A 16,253-nucleotide genomic window follows, 5' to 3' on the forward strand; every position below is an offset into this window, starting at 1 on the left:
CAGGAATCTCCAATCTTCTCCAGTTGGCTCTGAGTTGAGTCCATTCGCGGGGAGGTAATTGGTTGTGTCGCTTGTGATTTAGCTGCCAACCAAAGTAAATGTTTCCATCTGGGGAAAACTGAAGCCGACAAATCGCCGGGTGACAATTAAGTTAATTAGTTTTTTCTAAAGTATTGTTACCCAACCGTGATATGATTCAACTGGCTGAAAAGTGTAGTCAAACATAGCTGTACTGGTTTCAAGTCCTGTGAGCTTGTCAGACGAATCAATCGAACCAACAACACGACAAGATGCTCCACCTGGTTTTGAGGACCCAGAACCAGACAATTCCATGCGAGAGTTTTATCGACTCTATAAAAAGTTGGTAATCATAACTCTTGTTTTGATAGGAATTGCTTTCATCTCTGTGTGGATTTTTTACTCCGTAAACATAGCCCTCAACTATCTACTTGGGGCGTTTACAGGTGTGCTTTACTTAAGAATGTTGGCTAAAGACGTTGAGCAGCTAGGTGTAGAAAAACAAAGTTTGAGCAAGAATCGTCTTGCTTTGTTTGTTGTTTTGATTGTAGTAGCAAGTCAATGGCAACAATTAAAAATTTTGCCCATATTCTTGGGATTTCTAACCTATAAAGCGACGCTCCTCGTTTACACGCTGCAAATTGCGTTCCTACCTGAATCTAAGTAAGCTTTAAGTAAACTAGGTTAGGTTTATAAAAAGTAGTCCTCCATCTTAACTGTTTGGGGAAAGTTCTTGAAGAATGCACATGTTTAGTGTCTTAAATGCCCTGAATTTTTTACCCCTAGCCTCGTTAGAAGTAGGGCATCATTTCTACTGGCAATTGGGCAATTTCAAACTACATGGTCAAGTTTTTCTGACCTCATGGTTTGTAATTGGTATTCTTGTAATAGCTTCACTAGCTGCAACAAGAAATATCCAGAAAGTTCCTAGCGGCATCCAAAACTTAATGGAATATGCCCTAGAATTTATTCGGGATTTAGCCAAAAACCAGCTAGGTGAAAAAGAGTATCGTCCTTGGGTGCCTTTTATTGGCACACTATTCTTGTTCATCTTCGTATCGAATTGGTCTGGAGCATTAATCCCCTGGAGGCTGATTAAGCTACCAGAAGGTGAATTAGCAGCGCCGACTAATGATATCAATACGACGGTGGCATTGGCGTTATTAACCTCTTTAGCCTACTTTTACGCTGGTTTTAGAAAGCGCGGTCTAGGATACTTCAAAAAGTATATAGAACCTACGCCAATTCTGTTACCGATCGCGATTCTTGAAGACTTCACCAAGCCTCTTTCCCTAAGCTTCCGTCTATTTGGTAATATCTTAGCGGACGAGTTGGTGGTAGCGGTACTAGTTTTACTAGTTCCTCTGTTTATACCTTTGCCCGTTATGGCTTTGGGTTTGTTTACCAGCGCAATTCAAGCATTGGTATTTGCCACCCTAGCTGCTGCATATATCCATGAAGCCCTGGAAGGGCATGGTGAAGAGCATGAGGAACATTAGCATCCTCAATTGAATTTTGCCAACAGTTGAGTCAGTGCCTTGGTAAGGTGTTCCGTTGTGGAGTTCCCCCATTGTAGGTAAAACGCCTTCCCGCAGGTTCAGAACCGCCAAAAGGATTCCCCGACTTGTAGCAGCTGGCGTTGTCAAGAAGGTTTCTCCAAATTCAGACGGAACAGAAGCCTATGCCATCCACTTCTCTACTTCGTTGCCAACTTTTTGAAGACAGATTTTGGATTTTGGAACAACTAAGTAAATTCAAAATCTAAACATCAGCGCTTCCAAGCCTGGAATTTCTCAGTTTGGAAATCCTAAATAACATTTTTGTACTAAGTAAAGGAAAATCAAAATGGATCCATTAGTTTCTGCTGCTTCAGTTCTCGCTGCTGCTTTAGCGATTGGTTTAGCTGCGATTGGGCCTGGTATTGGTCAAGGTAATGCTGCTGGAGAAGCAGTTTCGGGTATTGCTCGTCAGCCAGAAGCAGAAGGAAAAATTCGCGGTACCTTGTTGTTAACCTTGGCGTTCATGGAATCCTTAACCATCTACGGCTTGGTTATCGCGTTAGTATTGTTATTCGCTAACCCATTTTCCTAAGACAATATAGTTAATAGTAGAGACGCTGTGGTATGACGGTAAAACGTTAAATACTATGCGTCTCTACCATTGACATGTTTTCAGGCTTCCCTTGTTGGCAATAGCTTTTCAAGATATGAAAGATACGACGATGTTGCTTCCTATGAAAACTACCTTGCAAGCCAAAAAGGGGGAATAAATGTTTGATTTTGATGCGACTTTACCCTTCATGGCATTGCAGTTTTTGCTGTTGTCGGCTTTGTTGAATGCGATTTTCTACAAACCCGTCACCAAAGCATTAGACGATCGCGATAATTACATCCGCACCAATAAAGTTGATGCCCGCGAGCGTTTAGACAAAGCTGAACGTTTAATAAAAGATTACGAACAGCAGTTAGCCAATGCCCGCAAGCAATCACAAGCTTTAATCGCCCAAGCGGAGGCAGAAGCTCAAAAAGTTTATGCTGAAAGAGTTGCTGAAGCTCAACAAGAAGCCCAAGCACAGCGAGAACAAGCAGCTCGCGAAATCGAACAGCAAAAACAAGCAGCCCTAAGTTCCTTAGAGCAACAAGTGGATTCCTTGAGTCAGCAAATTCTCGGAAAACTCTTGGGAGCCGGAGCAAGATAAAAAGATACATTCAAATTTGCCACATAGGTCCCACAAACCTACGCGCATTAAGGGTGTTGAAATAAACTTAGCAGGCAAACCAGAATTCAGAATTCAGAATCATTGATGTCGTCAAGATGCACCGAAACTGTACTCTGATTACTGATGAATGTCATCTTTGTTGTGAGATTCCCTTAGTTGAGTGTTTAAATTAGCACTTTCTCCAACAGTGAGAATTTAATTTTGTTAGCAATTAAGCAGCGCAGTTGTAGATAGGTATAATGGGCACTTTGATATTATTGGCGACAGAAGCGATCGCCGCTCATGAAGAAGGTGGTTTTGGTCTTAACCTAGACATCTTAGAAACCAATGTGATCAACCTGGCTCTCCTAGTTGGGATATTGGTTGTTTTTGGGCGTAAGTTATTAGTTAACACTTTGACCGAGCGCCGCAACGCGATCGAAGCAACAATTAAAGAAGCCGAGCAGCGTCTCCAAGAAGCGGCAGCAGCCTTAGCAGAAGCCGAAAAGAGCGTCAAGGATTCGGCTGCGGAAGCAGAACGTATTCGCCAAACCGGACAAGCCAGCGCTCAAGCGGCGAAAGAAGCAATATTGGCAAAAGCATCAGTAGACGTGCAACGTTTGAAAGAAGTTGCTGCTGCCGATTTAAATACCGAACGAGACAAAGCGATCGCCAGTGTGCGATCGCGTGTTGTGGCAATGGCATTAGGAAAAGTGGAATCGGAACTGAAGACAGGAGTATCCGAAGACACGCAACAAACTTTAATTGACCGCAGCATCGCGCTACTGGGAGGACGTTAGATGAAGAATACTGTAGCTAACGAAGAAATCGCTGCACCTTATGCTCAGGCTTTGATGACTGTAGCAAAATCTAACAACCTCACCGAAGCATTTGGTAATGATGCACGGGGTTTAGTGACGTTGCTAAGTGAAAGCAAGGAATTGCGTAACTTTTTTGACAATCCTTTTGCATCAATAGAAAGCAAAAAGGTTGTTATTAACCGCGTCTTAGGTGACGATACCAATGCTTTCTTTCGCAATTTCTTGATGTTATTGGTTGATAGAAAGCGAATTTACTTGCTAGACGGAATTTGTCAGCAATATTTAACACTACTGCGCGAATTAAACCAAACAGTCCTCGCGGAAGTTATTTCTGCGGTTCCCCTATCGGAAGCACAAGAGCAAGCTGTTAAAGAAAGAGTTATTTCCATGACTCAGGCTCGCGAAGTGGAACTCAGCAAGAAAGTAGACAGCGAATTGATTGGTGGTGTCATTATCAAAGTTGGTTCGCAGGTTATAGATGCAAGTTTACGCGGTCAACTGCGCCGTTTGTCTTTGCGTTTAACTAGTTCTTGAAGAGTTAGGGTTAGGAGTTAATAGTTAGGGGTTAGGAGTTAGGAGTTAGAGTTAATTAAATACTGTATTTAACTTTGCGCTAAATTCCCAACCCAATAATTAATAACTAATAACTAATAACTCATAATTCCTTGCTCTTAAATCACAACTCCTAACTTTTTTGCTTTTGTCAAAAAGAAAAACATAGAAACATGAGTATTTCAATTAGACCCGACGAAATTAGCAGCATTATTCAGCAACAAATCGAGCAATACGACCAAGGGGTTAAAGTTGCTAATGTGGGCACTGTACTGCAAGTAGGTGACGGTGTGGCTCGCGTTTATGGCTTGGAAAAAGCAATGGCGGGAGAACTTCTAGAGTTTGAAGACGGTACAATTGGTATTGCTTTGAACTTAGAAGAAGATAACGTCGGTGTGGTATTGATGGGTGAAGGTCTCGACATCCAAGAAGGAAGTACCGTCACCGCAACCGGACGCATCGCTCAAATTCCTGTAGGGGAAGCCACAATTGGACGTGTAGTTGATGCTTTAGGTCGTCCCATCGACGGCAAAGGTGACATTCAAAGCAGCGAAAACCGTCTGATTGAATCAATGGCTCCTGGGATTATTGCTCGTCGTTCGGTACACGAACCAATGCAAACAGGCATCACCGCGATTGACTCGATGATTCCCATCGGTCGCGGACAGCGCGAGTTAATCATTGGTGACCGGCAAACTGGGAAAACCGCGATCGCAGTTGACACCATCATTAACCAAAAATCAGAAGATGTAATTTGTGTATACGTAGCCATCGGTCAAAAAGCTTCCACCGTCGCTAACGTAGTGCAGACATTACAAGAAAAAGGTGCCATGGACTACACAATCGTTGTAGCCGCCAGCGCATCCGAGCCTGCACCACTGCAATTCTTGGCACCATACGCAGGTGCAGCGCTGGCTGAGTACTTTATGTACAAAGGTAAAGCGACCTTGATTATTTATGACGATTTGTCTAAGCAAGCTGCGGCATACCGTCAAATGTCCCTGTTACTCCGTCGTCCACCCGGTCGTGAAGCTTACCCTGGAGACGTATTCTATATTCACTCACGCTTGCTTGAACGGGCAGCGAAACTCAGTGACGAACTCGGTGCTGGTAGCATGACTGCACTACCCATCATCGAAACCCAAGCAGGTGACGTATCAGCATACATTCCTACCAACGTAATTTCGATTACCGACGGTCAGATTTTCCTATCCTCCGACTTGTTTAACGCTGGTGTTCGTCCCGCAGTAAACCCCGGTATTTCCGTATCCCGTGTGGGTTCGGCAGCACAAACCAAAGCGATGAAGAAAGTCGCAGGTAAAATTAAACTTGAACTTGCTCAGTTCGATGACCTCCAAGCATTTGCACAATTTGCCTCTGACTTGGATAAAGCTACCCAAGACCAGCTAGCGCGTGGTGTGCGTTTGCGCGAATTGCTCAAGCAGCCCCAAAACTCCCCCTTGTCTGTATCCGAACAAGTTGCCATCCTGTATGCAGGTATTAACGGTTACTTAGATGATATCCCTGTCGATCAAGTAGTTACCTTCACCAAAGGTCTACGCGACTACTTGAAGAGCAGCAAACCTGCTTACAGTCAAGAAGTACAAACCAAGAAATTAATGGGTGACGCAGAAGAAGCAGCACTCAAAGAAGGTATTACTGAATACAAAAAGACATTCTTGGCATAAAAAATTGTGCTGAGTTGCAAGTGCTGAGTGCTAGGTATATGTAGCCCACTCAGCACTTAATAATCAGTATTCCCTGTGGGAGGATTATACCTACAGCACTTAGGAGTTTAAGGATATGGCAAACCTAAAATCGATTCGCGATCGCATTCAATCAGTTAAAAATACCAAAAAAATTACCGAAGCGATGCGGTTGGTAGCAGCAGCACGTGTACGTCGTGCCCAAGAACAAGTGCTTTCTACCCGTCCCTTTGCTGACCGTTTAGCACAAGTGCTTTATGGTTTGCAAACCCGCTTGCGGTTTGAAGAGGCAGACTTACCTCTACTGAGAAAACGCCAAGTCAAAACTGTTGGCATACTCGTAGTTTCAGGCGATCGAGGTTTGTGCGGTGGCTACAACTCCAGCGTCATCAAACGTGCGGAAACCCGTGCCAAAGAACTCAAGGCAGAAGGTTTAAACTATAAATTCGTGATTGTTGGACGTAAAGCCAGCCAATATTTCCAACGTCGGGATTATCCGATTGATGCCAACTTCACCGGCTTAGAACAAATTCCCACAGCCAAGGAAGCAACTAACATTGCTGACGAATTGCTGTCATTGTTCTTATCGGAAAGCGTAGACCGAATCGAATTAATTTACACTAAATTCGTTTCCCTAGTCAGTTCACGCCCAGTTGTCCAAACCTTGCTTCCTCTCGATACCCAAGGATTAGAAGCACAAGACGATGAAATTTTCCGCTTGACAACTCGTGGTGGTCAATTTGAAGTGGCGCGGGAAAAAGTGACTACTGAAGTGCGTGCTTTTCCTCGCGATATGATTTTTGAGCAAGACCCAGTCCAAATTCTGGATTCCTTGCTACCCCTGTATCTCAGCAACCAATTATTGCGCGCTTTACAAGAATCCGCAGCCAGCGAACTCGCCGCTCGGATGACCGCAATGAGTAATGCTAGTGATAATGCTGCTCAACTTATTGGTACTCTGACATTGGGATATAACAAAGCCCGTCAAGCTGCTATTACCCAAGAAATTCTTGAGGTAGTCGGTGGTGCTGAAGCACTCAATTAATTTGGGATTACCCTGCGGGAAAGACCCCTGCGGGGTTGATAGTTTTTGCCTAAAGTTAAAAATCGCTAGTGGCAATTTTTGAAATTCCGTACTACAATAATAGTAGATGACATGGGTCTGTACTGGTTTCGACTGGGTGGCGAAGGCTTCTCGTTGATGCAGGTCGAGAGCGAGTCGCATCTCGTAAATCAAGGCTCAAAACAATAGATGCAAACAACATCGTAAAATTTGCTCGTAAGGAAGTACTAGCTACTGCCTAAAAGCCTCTTATAGGTTCGAGCGTTTCTAGTGTGACTCCGTTAAGCGCTAGAGACAACCCCCAGCGGATGCACTAACAAGTTTTCTTTGGTGGATTTGTTAGTAAAGACTTCACTAAAGCATCCTGCCGTTCGGGATAATGAACGATTCCCGCCTTGAGGGTCAGATAGGCTAAACCTGTGAATGATGCGGGGGTTAATACCCATTTAGGACGGCAGTTCGATTCTGCCCAGATCCACTATTATAAATAACCATTGAGTCCATCGTAGAATTAAAAAACGATGGACTTTGTTTTTATTTAACTATGCCCCAATTTAAATGAATTAAGCTTCTGTAGGGGGTTTGGGGGAGAATTCCTTAAATCTTGTTTTTTGCGATATATCAACTGAAAAAACGCTAACTGAACCGTATTGAAATATGCCCTATTTATCTTCTGCCAGTGAAATTAATCAATTTATTACTGAATGTACTCAAACTAATATTCTCTGGTTAGATACAGAAGTTGCAGATTTTAAAGCAAAAAAACCGAGGTTATCACTCATTCAAGTGCTAGATAATTCTAATGATATCAGTGGTGAACGAAATTTCATTTTAGATGTATTGGAACAGCCGGATGTTGTCACTAACTTTATTAGTGAAATTATGGTTAACCCAACAATCGAAAAAGTGTTTCATAATGCGAAGTATGACTTAAAGTTTCTTGGTGCTAAAGACGCAAAAAATGTCACTTGTACTCTAGAAATGGCAAAGAAAATACCTTACTATATTTTACCTGTGCCAAATTATCAACTGCAAACATTAGCAGCCACAATTTGTAATTTTCCGAATATTAATAAACAAGAGCAAACTAGTGATTGGGGACAGCGTCCTTTAACAGCAGCACAAATCAACTATGCATACTTTGATTGTATTTATCTTGCTCAAGTTCATCAAAAATTAGTCGAATTGAGCAAAGAAGCTAATATTGCAGCGAGTGATGAAGATATTACATTCTTAACTACAAGGTATCAAGAAATTGAACAGCAGTATAAACTTTTGCATTCAGAAATTGAACATATAGAAGAACGTTTAAAAAAAGCTATGCAAGCTCAAAATATCTGGGAAACACCAGTTTTTAAATTGAGCAGTTATGAACGAACAACTCTTAAAGTCGCTTTTAATGATTTAGCCGAATTTATTCATACTCAAGGGATTAATTTAAATTTTCCGGTAACTCTTACTAAAAATTTACAAAAAGATTTAGGTGCTAACCTAGAGAAATTAAACATTGTTGAGGAAAAGATAACTTATTTCCGGTTAAATTCCCGTAATCAGGAAAATGAGGAATAGACGAATCATGAGAATTTATTGAGTATATGTAACTTTATCAAATCTTAATTATTTCTAATGACTAGTATCCCTGATTTCGTGAAAAATTTGGGTAGATGAAGCTATCAATTTTGTTTAATGTTGACATCATAGTTAAATGAAATAATGTAGTGGTCTGATGATAAAGCCTTTATTGTTTAAATTAAGTTTAAAATAATTTATGAAGTTGTCATTATTTAAACAACAGTTTGCTAAAAATAAATTTACCAAACGAAGTCTAATAAACAGTCAAAGAAATATTAGACTAACAGCGCTAGTGCTATTTATAACTCTGACAATTGTTGCTTGCAGTCAAAAAAATGATATTTTAGTCACCGAAATTGGTGTAAGTTCCCCAAAGCAGCCTGCCATAACAAAGCCCACTAAACCAGCAGACTTTTTTATTCAAGGGCAACAACGACAAAGTAAAGGCGACTTACGTGGTGCATTAACAGCTTATAATCAGGCAATCAAACTAAATCCTAACTATAGTGCCGCATATAACAATCGTGGTTTAGTCAAGTTTGACATGGGTGACAAACAAAGTGCGATCGCAGACTATAATCAAGCAATTAAAATTAACCCCAAAAGTGCCCAAGCATATAATAATCGAGGTAACGCCAAAGCTGCCCAAGGAGATATTAGAGGAGCCATATCTGACTACAATGAGGCAGTTACATTATCTCCTCAGTATGCCGATGCTTATAATAATCGAGGCAATGCCCGCGCTTCACAAGGCGATCGCAATGGTGCTTTAAGCGATTATAATCAAGCAATCCAACTCAATTCTAATTATGCCGTAGCCTATAATAACCGAGGCAATGCCCGCGCAGCCCAAGGAGATACCAACGGCGCTGTCGCTGACTACGACGAAGCAATTCGCATCAACCCCAACTTCGCCGCAGCCTACAACAACCGAGCCAATGCCCGTGCAGCCCTGGGTAATAAAGACGCAGCCATTTCTGACTTACAACGAGCCGCAGATTTATTCAAACAGCAAAATAATAGTGATTTGTATCAACAAGTAATCAACGCTTTAAATGAACTGAAGAAATAGGCTATGTCTCATACAGGGGAGATGATTCTGTCATATCATGTCCGGTTAAATACTTATCATTAGGATTGACGCAGAGACTTAGAGACGCGGAGAACCTTTAATCCTCAGTGATTAGACAGATATGATATCAAACAAACATCTCGTTCAATTCATTGTGAATTAGTTGTCTAATACCATTTCACGAAAAATATGATACAGATGTAAATCCTGAAAGCTTCGCTGCATCTAAGTTTTTTAATTGCGAATTGCGAATTGCGAATTGTGAATTGGTATAAGTTGTGGTGAAACTCAAAAAATCCCTCCAGTAGCCGATAATAGAAACAGCAATGCTTAACACTTCTTAATTATTGGAACTCATAAACAAATGGCACGGGATTTACGGGGATTTATCAAAATATTAGAAGAACGGGGACAATTACGGCGAATTACAGCCCCCGTGGATTCAGAGTTAGAAATAGCTGAGATATCTAACCGAATGTTAGCAAAAGGTGGTCCCGGCTTGATATTTGAGAACGTCAAAGGTGCAGATTTCCCCGTTGCCGTCAACTTAATGGGGACAGTAGAACGCATCTGCTGGGCAATGAACATGGAACATCCCCAAGAATTAGAAGCATTGGGGACAAAGTTGTCGATGTTGCAGCAGCCTAAGCCACCCAAGAAGATTTCCCAAGCAATCGATTTTGGTAAAGTTCTGTTTGATGTTATCAAGGCAAAACCAGGACGGGATTTTTTCCCCGCTTGTCAGCAAGTTGTCATCCAAGGTGATGATCTGGATTTAAATAAGATACCAATGATACGCCCCTATCCCGGAGATGCCGGGAAGATAATCACCTTGGGATTAGTAATCACAAAGGATTGCGAGACAGGAACACCCAATGTTGGTGTGTATAGATTACAACTACAATCTCAAAATGCCATGACCGTACATTGGTTGTCAGTACGGGGTGGTGCCAGACACTTGCGGAAAGCTGCGGAAAAGGGCAAGAAATTAGAAGTAGCGATCGCATTAGGTGTAGACCCATTAATTATTATGGCGGCAGCCACACCAATACCTGTAGATTTATCCGAGTGGTTATTTGCCGGTCTGTATGGTGGTTCGGGTGTGAGTTTGGCGAAGTGCAAAACCGTAGACTTGGAAGTACCCGCAGACTCAGAAATAGTTCTTGAAGGGACAATTACACCAGGGGAAATGTTACCTGATGGCCCTTTTGGCGACCACATGGGATACTACGGTGGGGTGGAGGATTCCCCCTTAGTGCGCTTCCAATGCATGACACACCGCAAAGACCCAATTTATTTAACAACATTTAGCGGTCGTCCTCCCAAAGAAGAAGCAATGATGGCGATCGCCTTAAATCGCATATATACTCCGATATTACGACAACAAGTATCGGAAATTGTTGACTTTTTCTTGCCGATGGAGGCACTCAGTTATAAAGCGGCGATTATATCAATAGATAAAGCATACCCAGGACAAGCCCGACGCGCAGCTTTGGCTTTTTGGAGCGCATTACCCCAATTTACATATACTAAGTTTGTAATTGTGGTAGATAAAGACATAAATATTCGTGACCCCCGTCAGGTAGTATGGGCAATCAGTTCTAAGGTTGATCCGACACGAGATGTATTTATTTTGCCGAATACCCCCTTCGATACCTTAGATTTTGCCAGCGAGAAATTAGGCTTGGGGGGACGGATGGGAATTGATGCCACCACCAAGATACCACCAGAGACAGAACATGAATGGGGAGAACCTTTGGAGTCAGATGCAGATGTGGCGGCGATGGTGGATAGGCGATGGGTGGAGTATGGTTTAGCAGATTTACAGTTAGGGGAAGTTGACCCAAATTTGTTTGGTTATGATATGAAGTAATATCCGGTTTGCCGAAATAATTGCAATCAAACCGACGTGAAATTGGCGAGATAGGGGGATAAGCTGATGTGCAGCTAAATTATATAAGTCAAAAAACCAAAATAATTGTAGTGCGGGCATCTTGCCCGTGTCTTATATACAAATTAGATGCCTCGCAGCTTACGGAGGAAACTTAATATAACTTCTATCCCCAAATTAATCAATTGCTTAAAGAGTGCAATTTGGGATTGGAAATGTGCTGTAATCAAGGCATTCGGAATCATGTAAAAAATAAGTAGTGCAAGCGTCTCGCTTGCTATTTCCCAAACGTGGGCAAGATGCCCCGGAGTTTTCCGTGAAGAACATCTCCCCGGAAACTCCTCTCCACACTACTTGTTCAATTGGTAACATGAATTATTGTCATACTTAAAAATCACTAAAATTCCCAAACGCTAGGCGGAATTTGCGTTAGCATAATTGCAAAAATACTTAGTCATCGTGATGGTAAAATTGCAACCAAAAGAAAATACGAAACCATCAGGGATTGTCCAATTTTTCACTACTTTGCTGCTTTTTGGTCAAGTTTGGCTACGTTTTATCCAAGGCAAAACTTGCGATCGCAAAATCATGGAACATATGGTGACAGCCGGACCAAAATCACTATCACCAGTTCTACTTGTGAATGGTTTTGCTGGAATGATTTTTACGATTCAAACAGCACGTGAGTTAGTCAAATATGGGGCTTTAGATACTGTTGGAGGTGCTTTTGCTCTAGCATTTTGTCGAGAATTAGCCCCCATTTTAACTGCTAGCATCATTGCTGGACAAGTAGGTTCTGCATTTGCAGCAGAAATAGCTTCAATGCGAGTCAGTGAACAAATAGACGCGCTTTATATGTTACGAACTGACCCAATTAATTATCTAGTAGTTCCCAGAGTCATTGCCTGCTGTATTATGGTTCCAATCGCCACAATTTTGGCTCTCGTAGTGGGGGTATTAGGTGGAATTCTGATTGCATCACAATTTTATCAAGTAGCACCAGAGGTGTTTTTAGAATCAATTAGAGAATTTTTAGAACCATCAGATTTGTTCGCTGTCATGATTAAATCTTTCCTATTTGGGATAATTGTTGCAGTCAACAGTTGCAACTGGGGACTCAGCACAAGAGGGGGAGTAAAGCAAGTTGGAGAAGCCGCAACCGCAGCAGTTGTTAGCTCTTGGGTAGCAATTTTTGTAGTTGATTTCTTTATCTCGTTACTACTATTTGAAAAGCCAATATTGTGACATATTCAATCACTAATACTGTCTGAAAATGTAATCAAAAGGCATGATATTAAAAGCTTTCTGACTTCTTATACCAATTTGAAAAAAGAATGCGACAGATGAATTTTGTAGAGACGGGATATATTGCGTCTCATATTCTGGATATGTTGCAAACATTTTTTGAATCGGTATTAATATTGAATACTGAATCTGAAATCCTGCTGTATCTACCTTTTTGTATAGAAATTAATCTATCAATTGGTATCTACTATGAATTGGCATGATTGATAAACTCATAACATTGAAACAAATGCGTACATATTCCCAAGAACGAAAATTATGGCAGACGACATTAAAACCAATCCTGGGGTTGCCTCAACCCATGACGCACAATTACTAGCTGAAAACATTGAGGCTGGTGAAGAAAAAGCACCGAAAGTAGACTTTGAAGCCGACTACGCAGCTGCACAAAAAATGAGCCTTAGCGAAGTTGCAAACACACCAGAAGGTAAAAAATTAGCAGAAGCAGCAGTTGCCCCCAAACATAAAGTTACAGAACCCAAAGAAACAAAAACTGTAGCAGTAGAAACTGGAAATCCTGAAGATTTTCTAGAGATGGCAGATGGAATTGCCTCCCGTAACGAACCTGTTACTAATGTTGATGACGATTTAGTTAAAAAAGCCTTGGAAATGGGTAAACCTAAAATGTAAATACTGTTTAATAATTTAGATTAACGTGAGTTCGAGTTAAATTCCCATAATCCTTATGAGTAGTGCGGGCTTCTAGCCCGCTTCCTGGAGATTAGGGAGCTTTCCGGCGTATTTTTGCAAAATTGGGATGCTCTCCTTTTAAACTTATCGAACTCACGTTAGACTCAGCAAAGTGTAAAATCGAGGTATGCTAACATATCAGCAAAAAAATTATAAATTTAATCATAATTGCAACTTATTTAAGCTACCTTTTCTTGTGAAAGTATTAATATTTCACGTCTTCACTAAGATTAATTAAAATAACTACGAACTAGTATTAACTACATCTAATAATTCTTGAGGTTGATTAATCAAAAAATTAGGTTTCTGCCTTGATAAAACCTCATAGGAATTAAATCCCCAAGTCACTGCTACTACTTTAATATTTGCTTTTTTCGATGCTTCTACATCACGTGTCTCGTCTCCTACATAAATCACTTCTTGTACCTTGAGTTGCTTTTGCCGCAACACATTATTAATAATTGTTGTCTTCCCGAATATTGTCACACCAGAATACACAAATTCAAATAAATCATTCATTTGATTAATTTTCAAAAACTCACTGACATTATCTTGGGAATTAGAAGTAATAATTCCTAATCTATGCCCTTGTTGTGTTAATTCTGCAAGCGCATCTTTAATCCCATGAATGGGTTGTAATTCAGGAATCTTATTTTTTAATTCTGATTTAACTTTTTTCACCAAAAAAGGAATTTTAAAAACCGAAATTCCGGAGTATTTAAGAATTTCTCTCGATGTCAAATTCCTTAATATAGCGAGTTCTTCCGGTGTGATTTGAATGTAACCAAACTCGACAGCTAGACGATTGGCAACATTTACTAGTGCATCCACAGTATCGGCAATTGTGCCATCAAAATCAAAAATAATAACTTTCTTGGTCATGCTTTTGCCTGGGATGCTTCAATATTTGCACGTGCATTCCTTCGTAACATTTCCGGCTTAATTCGCCTTAGTGCTGATGCTGGAAATTGTTGATTCCAGTTCTCATCAGATATTGCCGCTAATTCTACCAACTTGGGTGCTAAATTCCCAGCATATGGCTCAAATTCTGATACATTCGTAGCTGTTGCAAAACGTTGATTCCAAGGACAAACATCTTGGCAGATGTCGCAACCTGCTACCCAACCCTGTAAATTTGACTGGATACTTTTAGGCAACTCTTCGTTACGGTTTTCAATAGTGTGATAAGCAATACAGCGATTTGCATCCACAACACCACTTGACACGATCGCCTCAGTCGGACATGCTTCTAGACAACGAGTACAAGTGCCGCAATGCGGGTTATGCGGGGAATCGGGTGCTAATTCTAAGTTTGTCAGCACTTCTCCCAAAAATATCCACGAACCGTACTCTCGCGAAATTAAATTTCCATTCTTAGCAATCCAACCAATTCCTGCCCTCTGTGCCCATGCTTTGTCCTGGACAGGTCCTGTATCTGTATAATATCTTGCTATCACCTCACTAGAAAGCGATGCCAACCAACTATTCAACGCCTTCAATTTCTTATGCATAATTTTATGATAGTCTCGCCCCCATGCATAGCGAGATATTTTTGCATATTCTTCGCCTTCGGGACGTTGATGAGGAGTATAGTAATTCAATGCTACACAAATGAGCGATCGCACTTCCGGCATGACTAATTTTATATCTTGACGTTTTGGGTTTGCCATCCATTCCATATCGGCTTGATAACCCAGCGCTAACCATGCTTGCAACCTATGTACTGCGATTGTCTCACTACTATCCAGTGTGGCAATACCTACTTTGTGAAACCCCAATTCTAGAGCTTTCTGCTTGACTTCACTGCTGCTGACTCTTGGTAATTTATTCATTGATCTTACTTCTTGACTTTTGCAAAATCAGCTGCATCCTCACTATACACTATATAGTCAACAGAACCAAATTCTAGCGGTAGCTATAAAGGTAAAATTATGGTGACAGCTAAAATTTTTTCTCCATCTAGAAAATCTCTAATTTCCAAGTACAAATTTCCAGGAATTCCAGAACCAAACGTTCTAACATCACTTGGTTATTTTTCTGGAACTAACCAAAATAACTTATTTACATTCAGGAAAAACTCTTAGCATCCCACAGGAATTAAGACATCTGCGGCGGTAGGGGTGACTGGATTAAAATTACTGAAAATACTTCCTTCCATTTCTCGCCTTTCTCTTGGCTATATAGGGAAGCAGGCTCCTAAACTTTGAGTGTTTAAGAACCTTGCTCCGTAATAAATTAGCAAGAGGCTAGCTACTACTTCAATCATTAATTAATAGGAGCTATAAATCAAATAAATTTAGCAATTTGTATTAATTTTCTTTACATTACTAAATATTTGACTATGCCTGGACTCAGAATAACAGTCTAAATTTGCTTATTCTAGATTTATTAAATTTCGAGTTGTTAAATAACTTTACCGTTCGCCAATTAAACAGATATAGTCTAGTTTTGAAAATTCCAGTTTATTCAGCGATTTCAGGTAAAGTAGTTTCCAACTTCAAGCAATTACCACCATTAACCTCTAATTGGTACTCAACTTTATCCATCAGTCGATTCATAATCAACCACCCGTAACCACCTTCCTGCTTATCGCTGGGGCTAGGGGCAAAGTATTCAGAGAGATCGAAGCCATTACCACGATCCCAAATTTCTAAAGCGATTTCTCGTTCTTGAAGTTCTAAACGAATGAGAATTGGGGCGTTTGGTTTGTCTCTGTGAGCGTGGCGGACAGCATTTGAGTAAGCTTCAACTAATACTAACCGCAAACGGTTGGATTGTTTTGACCAATCAACAGTTTGTCCCAGTTCAACTTTGAGACATCCCAGCAACCAGTCCTCGACAATCACTAAAAATTTCAAGTCGCTT

General features: G+C 40.9%; 16 protein-coding genes and 1 other RNA gene. 14 read left to right on the top strand and 3 right to left on the bottom strand.

Translation table 11 applies throughout. From position 1 onward, the window contains the following. Nucleotides 1-247 precede the first annotated feature (247 nt). The 14 genes from VB733_RS04465 (at nt 248) to VB733_RS04530 (ending at nt 13,328) form a co-directional block, all read left to right on the top strand. The gene (locus tag VB733_RS04465) at nt 248-685 is read left to right on the top strand and encodes an ATP synthase subunit I (RefSeq protein WP_323338907.1); all 438 of its coding nucleotides are present in this window, start codon (nt 248-250) and stop codon (nt 683-685) included. 73 nt (nt 686-758) lie between these two features. Further along, nucleotides 759-1,517 carry a F0F1 ATP synthase subunit A gene (atpB, locus tag VB733_RS04470; RefSeq protein WP_096615623.1) on the top strand — a complete coding sequence of 253 codons (759 nt, stop codon included), beginning with the start codon at nt 759-761 and terminating at the stop codon, nt 1,515-1,517. 346 nt (nt 1,518-1,863) lie between these two features. Next, a complete protein-coding gene (gene atpE / locus VB733_RS04475) occupies nt 1,864-2,109 on the top strand; it encodes an ATP synthase F0 subunit C (protein WP_035157500.1) in 246 nt (81 codons plus the stop codon). A 178-nt stretch (nt 2,110-2,287) separates the two neighbouring features. Further along, a complete protein-coding gene (locus VB733_RS04480; protein ID WP_323338908.1) occupies nt 2,288-2,716 on the top strand; it encodes a F0F1 ATP synthase subunit B' in 429 nt (142 codons plus the stop codon). Between the two features lie 251 nt (nt 2,717-2,967). Next, on the top strand, nt 2,968-3,516 hold the full coding sequence (locus VB733_RS04485) for a F0F1 ATP synthase subunit B (RefSeq protein ID WP_323338923.1): 549 nt from the start codon (nt 2,968-2,970) through the stop codon (nt 3,514-3,516). Beyond that, a complete protein-coding gene (gene atpH, locus VB733_RS04490; RefSeq protein ID WP_323338909.1) occupies nt 3,517-4,071 on the top strand; it encodes an ATP synthase F1 subunit delta in 555 nt (184 codons plus the stop codon). Nucleotides 4,072-4,262: 191 nt separating this feature from the next. After that, nucleotides 4,263-5,777: a F0F1 ATP synthase subunit alpha gene (atpA, locus tag VB733_RS04495; RefSeq protein WP_323338910.1), complete on the top strand. Its 1,515-nt coding sequence runs from the start codon at nt 4,263-4,265 to the stop codon at nt 5,775-5,777. A gap of 115 nt (nt 5,778-5,892) precedes the next feature. After that, on the top strand, nt 5,893-6,840 hold the full coding sequence (locus VB733_RS04500) for a F0F1 ATP synthase subunit gamma (RefSeq protein ID WP_323338911.1): 948 nt from the start codon (nt 5,893-5,895) through the stop codon (nt 6,838-6,840). Nucleotides 6,841-6,953: 113 nt separating this feature from the next. Further along, nucleotides 6,954-7,339, top strand: a transfer-messenger RNA (tmRNA) gene (gene ssrA, locus VB733_RS04505). A 176-nt stretch (nt 7,340-7,515) separates the two neighbouring features. Beyond that, nucleotides 7,516-8,427, top strand: a complete 912-nt coding sequence (locus VB733_RS04510; RefSeq protein ID WP_323338912.1) for a ribonuclease D — start codon at nt 7,516-7,518, stop codon at nt 8,425-8,427. 199 nt (nt 8,428-8,626) lie between these two features. Next, the gene (locus VB733_RS04515; RefSeq protein ID WP_323338913.1) at nt 8,627-9,502 is read left to right on the top strand and encodes a tetratricopeptide repeat protein; all 876 of its coding nucleotides are present in this window, start codon (nt 8,627-8,629) and stop codon (nt 9,500-9,502) included. A 364-nt stretch (nt 9,503-9,866) separates the two neighbouring features. Next, nucleotides 9,867-11,375 (top strand): UbiD family decarboxylase, encoded by a 1,509-nt coding sequence (locus VB733_RS04520; protein ID WP_323338914.1) that lies wholly within the window; start codon nt 9,867-9,869, stop codon nt 11,373-11,375. A gap of 477 nt (nt 11,376-11,852) precedes the next feature. After that, a complete protein-coding gene (locus VB733_RS04525; protein ID WP_323338924.1) occupies nt 11,853-12,638 on the top strand; it encodes an MlaE family lipid ABC transporter permease subunit in 786 nt (261 codons plus the stop codon). A gap of 318 nt (nt 12,639-12,956) precedes the next feature. Next, nucleotides 12,957-13,328: a hypothetical protein gene (locus tag VB733_RS04530; RefSeq protein WP_323338915.1), complete on the top strand. Its 372-nt coding sequence runs from the start codon at nt 12,957-12,959 to the stop codon at nt 13,326-13,328. A 303-nt stretch (nt 13,329-13,631) separates the two neighbouring features. Here the strand turns inward: VB733_RS04530 and VB733_RS04535 are convergent, their stop codons facing one another. The 3 genes from VB733_RS04535 to VB733_RS04545 form a co-directional block, all read right to left on the bottom strand. Then, on the bottom strand, nt 13,632-14,270 hold the full coding sequence (locus VB733_RS04535; RefSeq protein WP_323338916.1) for an HAD-IA family hydrolase: 639 nt from the start codon (nt 14,268-14,270) through the stop codon (nt 13,632-13,634). Further along, nucleotides 14,267-15,220, bottom strand: coding sequence for a tRNA epoxyqueuosine(34) reductase QueG (gene queG / locus VB733_RS04540; protein ID WP_323338917.1), 954 nt, complete (start codon nt 15,218-15,220; stop codon nt 14,267-14,269). The genes VB733_RS04535 and queG overlap by 4 nt, the downstream gene beginning before the upstream one ends. 630 nt (nt 15,221-15,850) lie before the next feature. Next, nucleotides 15,851-16,253: anti-sigma regulatory factor (locus tag VB733_RS04545; protein WP_323338918.1), on the bottom strand; the 403-nt coding region annotated here is incomplete at its 5' end.

This window comes from Calothrix sp. UHCC 0171 (assembly GCF_034931845.1).
Lineage (GTDB): Bacteria > Cyanobacteriota > Cyanobacteriia > Cyanobacteriales > Nostocaceae > Brunnivagina.